Raw genomic sequence first — 3,954 nt, forward strand, 5'->3', positions numbered from 1 at the left:
GCGCACCGCCGCGGCCGTGCTCGCCGCGCGCGGCCGGCCGGAGCCGGTCTCCCCGCGGCGCCGGCCGCGCATCCGCAGCGCCTGGGAGGTGCTGCCGGAGATCGCCCCCGAGCTGGTCGAGTGGAGCGCGCTCTTCGCGTCCGGAGCCGCCCGCCGGGCCCGGGCCGAGGCCGGCATACCCGACGCGGCCAGCAGCCGCGACGCCGACGACCTGCTGCGCGCCGCCTCGATGTTCCTGCGCCTGGTGGAGCGGATGCTCGCCCTCCAGCCGGTGCTCCCCCAGCCGCGGCCCACCGGCCTCCCGGAGCGGCCCGACGCGGGGTGACACGCGGGGTGACGTGCCCGGCGGCGGGAGGACACGCGGCAGGAGGCGATCAGGAGGCAATAGGGTGGGACCGCACGCCCGACCCACCCTGCCCCGGACTCCGTCCCGGGGTGCCCCCATCCACGCCGAGGAGCCAACAGTCGTGTCGGACACTTCCCGCCCCCGTGCCTCCCTCCGCACCGCCGTGGTGTGGGAGGTCCTCAAGGAGGCCCTCGACCGCCGGGTCAAGGCGACCGGGCGGGACGTCCTGGACGTGCTGGACACCGGCGGCGGCACGGGCAAGTTCGCCGTCCCGGTGGCCCGGCTCGGCCACCGGGTGACCGTGGTCGACCCCAGCCCGAACGCGCTGTTCGGGCTGGAGCGCCGGGTCGCCGAGGAGGGCGTCGCCGACCTGGTCCGCGGCGTCCAGGGCGACGCCCAGGGCCTGCTGGACGTCGTCGACCGCGAGGCGTACGACGTCGTGCTCTGCCACGGCGTGCTGGAGTACGTGGACGACCCGGCCGAGGGTGTCGCCAACGCCGTGGCCGCGCTGCGCCCCGGCGGCACGCTCAGCCTGTTGGGCGCCGGCCTCGGCGGGGCCGTGCTCGCCCGGGCGCTGGCGGGCCACTTCACCGAGGCCCGCACCGCGCTCACCGACCCGGCGGGCCGCTGGGGGGCCGGCGACCCGGTGCCGCGCCGGTTCACCGCCGAGCAGCTCTCCGAGCTGGTCGCCTCGGCGGGCCTGGAGGTCGGCGCGGTGCACGGCGTACGGATCTTCGCCGACCTGGTCCCGGGCGTCCTGGTGGACACCGAGCCGGGCGCCGCCGCGGCCCTGCTCCGGCTGGAGGAGGCGGCGGCCGAGCTGCCCGCCTTCCACGCGGTCGCCACGCAACTGCACGTCCTGGGCGAGAAGCGCGCCTGAACTGCGGTGCTGCACCGCGGTGCAGTGCGCCACAGACCCTCCGCGCGGGCGGTCGGCACCGTATGATCGAGGACACGTACCTGCATGGTGGACGGACCCGTGGGGAATAACGGCCTCAGTGACCGCCTACCCGACGGTACGGTGAGGCGAAAATGCATGTTTCGTGGCAGTGCTTGTTGAAAACAGCCTGGCGTAGTGGGGCGGGTTTCACGGGGGCGATTCCCTGCCTATCCTGAAGGGGACCCCCGGTCGCCCCCCGCGACCGACGGATGAGGAGGACTCCCGTGCCGCTCTCGGAGCACGAGCAGCGAATGCTCGAGCAGATGGAGCGAGCGCTGTACGCCGAAGATCCCAAGTTCGCGACAGCGCTTGAGGGAAGCGGGCTGCGTACGTACACCCGGCGACGGGTCTACCAGGCAGTCGCAGGCTTTCTGGTGGGTATCGCGCTCCTCATGACCGGAATGGTCGTACCGGACCTGCTCTGGATCAGCGTGGTGGGCTTCCTCGTCATGCTGGGCTGCGCGGTCCTCGCGGTCACCGGCTGGCGCAAGGCACCCAAACCCGGCGAGCACCCCATGGCCGGCGGCAGCGCCGGACCGGGCCGCGGCCACAACCGGCAGCGCCGCTCGATGATGCACCGTATCGAGGAGCGGTGGCAGCGCCGCCGCGACGAACAGGGGCACTGAGCCCCCGTAGTACCTGTCCGTGAGGGGGCGGCCGCCGGGTGGCGGCCGCCCCCTCACGCGTTCGCCCGCCGAGTGGCGCACCCCTGCGCCATGATGGCCGGGTGAGTGTGCTCCCTCTGGTCTTCACCAGCGGCTGGGCCAGCGGGATCAACGCCTACGCCGTGGTCCTCCTGCTCGGCGTCTTCGGCGCGACCGGCCTGACCGACCAGGTGCCCGAGCCGCTCCAGCGCACCGATGTGCTGGTGACCGCGGGAGTGCTCTTCCTCTGCGAGGCCGTCGCCGACAAGATCCCCTACGTGGACTCCGCCTGGGACGCCGTCCACACCGTGATCCGGCCCGTCGCCGGGGCTGTGGTCGGCGCCCTGCTGGCCGGGCAGACCGGCTCGCTCCCCGAACTCGCGGCCGGGGCCGTCGGCGGCGCCACGGCCCTGGCCAGCCACGCCGTCAAGGCCGGTACCCGGATGGCGGTCAACACCTCCCCCGAGCCGCTCAGCAACATCGTGCTGAGCACTGCGGAGGACCTGGGCGTGGCCGCCGTCGTCACCTTCGCCATGTTCAATCCGCAGGCCGCCGCGGTCATCGCGGCGGTGCTGCTGGCGCTCGGCATCGCCGTGCTGGTCCTCGTGTGGACCCGGATCCGTCGTTTCCTGCGGCGCAGGGCCCAGCGCCGCGAGGAGCGGCGGCTCGCCGCCCTGGAGCGGACGGCAGCCCTGGAGCGGACGGCCGCCCCGCCCGGCGGGCCCGGGGACAGCGGCCGATAAGGTCGGCCTCATGGCACGAATTGCGGTGATCGGCGCCGGGATGGGCGCGATGGCGACGGCCGCCCGGCTGGCGGTGGCGGGCCACCGGGTGACGGTGTACGAGCGCTCGCAGACCTACGGCGGGGCCCTCGGCCGGTACGAGCGCGACGGTTTCGCCTTCGACACCGGCCCCGGTCTGCTGTACCTGCCGGCCGTCTACCGCGATCTGTTCGTCAAGACGGGCAAGCGGTCCCTGGAGGACTGCGTCGACCTCGTCCAGGTGGACCCGGCCGTGCGCCACCTGCTGGCCGACGGCACCGACGTCGCCCTTCCGAACGCCTCCACCGGCGGGGTCGCCGCCGTCCTCGACGAGGCCTTCGGGGCGGGCGCCGGCGCCCGGTGGAGCGCCGTCATGGGCCGCGCCCGGGAGGCCTGGGACCGTACGCGCCGTCCGCTGCTGGAAGAGCCGCTGTGGCCGAACTGGCAGGTCCTGGGCCGTGAGCCCTACCCGGCCACGCGGGGCAGCGGCCTGCTGCGCCGCCGCCCGCCGACCCTGGCGGAGGTCGCCGAGCGGGAGCTCGGGGGCTCCCTGGCGGCCCTGCTGGAGGTCCCGGCGCTGCTGCGCGGGCTCGGCCCGGCGGTCACGCCCGCCTCGGCCGCGATCCTGCCCTACATGGAGCACACATTCGGCAGCTGGTACGTCCGCGGCGGGATGCGGGCCCTGGCCACCGCCGTGTACGAGCGCTGCCGCGAGCGGAAGGTGGAGTTCGCCTTCGGGGCGGAGGTCCGGGAGATCCTGGTCCGCGACGGCCGGGCGGCCGGGCTGCTGCTGGCCGACGGCAGCGAGGTGGCGGCCGACACGGTGGTCTGCGGGGCCGCCCCCGGCCGGCTGGTGGAGTCCGCCCTGCCCGGCGGCCGCTGGCCGGAAGGGACCGTGGAGCCGCACGAGGGTGTGGCCAGCCGGTTCACTCTGTTCCTGGCGCTGCGGGGCGCACGCCCCGAGGGCACCGCCCACCGCACCGTGGTGCACTCCCCCGACGCCTGCGCCGAGGCCCGCGCCGCGTTCGCCGGGGAGCACGCCGAGCGGCCCACGGTCTGCGTCCTGCGCCCCGACGATCCGGCGACCCGGCCCGACGCCGCCCACGAGGCGGTCACCGTCGGCGCCGTGTGCGCCCCGCAGGGCGTCCTGGACTGGACGGATCCGCAGCTCGTCGCCCGGTACACCGAGCGGCTGCTCGACGCGGCCGCCACGGCGGTCCCGGGGCTGCGGGAGCGGCTGCTGTGGCACGAGGTGCGTACGCC

General features: G+C 75.3%; 5 protein-coding genes. All 5 read left to right on the forward strand.

From position 1 onward, the window contains the following. Positions 1–325, forward strand: a 325-nt coding sequence (locus tag GPJ59_RS34430) for an SAV_6107 family HEPN domain-containing protein (protein ID WP_219671936.1), incomplete at its 5' end; no start/stop codon positions are given. Positions 326–467: 142 nt separating this feature from the next. Beyond that, positions 468–1,226 carry a class I SAM-dependent methyltransferase gene (locus tag GPJ59_RS34435; RefSeq protein WP_219671938.1) on the forward strand — a complete coding sequence of 253 codons (759 nt, stop codon included), beginning with the start codon at positions 468–470 and terminating at the stop codon, positions 1,224–1,226. Between the two features lie 284 nt (positions 1,227–1,510). Continuing rightward, complete coding sequence (locus GPJ59_RS34440) at positions 1,511–1,912, forward strand: DUF3040 domain-containing protein (protein WP_219671940.1); 402 nt, start codon at positions 1,511–1,513, stop codon at positions 1,910–1,912. Between the two features lie 101 nt (positions 1,913–2,013). Continuing rightward, positions 2,014–2,673: a DUF4126 domain-containing protein gene (locus tag GPJ59_RS34445; RefSeq protein ID WP_219671942.1), complete on the forward strand. Its 660-nt coding sequence runs from the start codon at positions 2,014–2,016 to the stop codon at positions 2,671–2,673. A 10-nt stretch (positions 2,674–2,683) separates the two neighbouring features. Then, positions 2,684–3,954 (forward strand): phytoene desaturase family protein (locus tag GPJ59_RS34450; RefSeq protein WP_219671943.1); only part of this gene is annotated, 1,271 nt, incomplete at its 3' end.

It is taken from the genome of Streptomyces bambusae (assembly GCF_019400985.1).
GTDB lineage: Bacteria > Actinomycetota > Actinomycetes > Streptomycetales > Streptomycetaceae > Streptomyces > Streptomyces bambusae_A.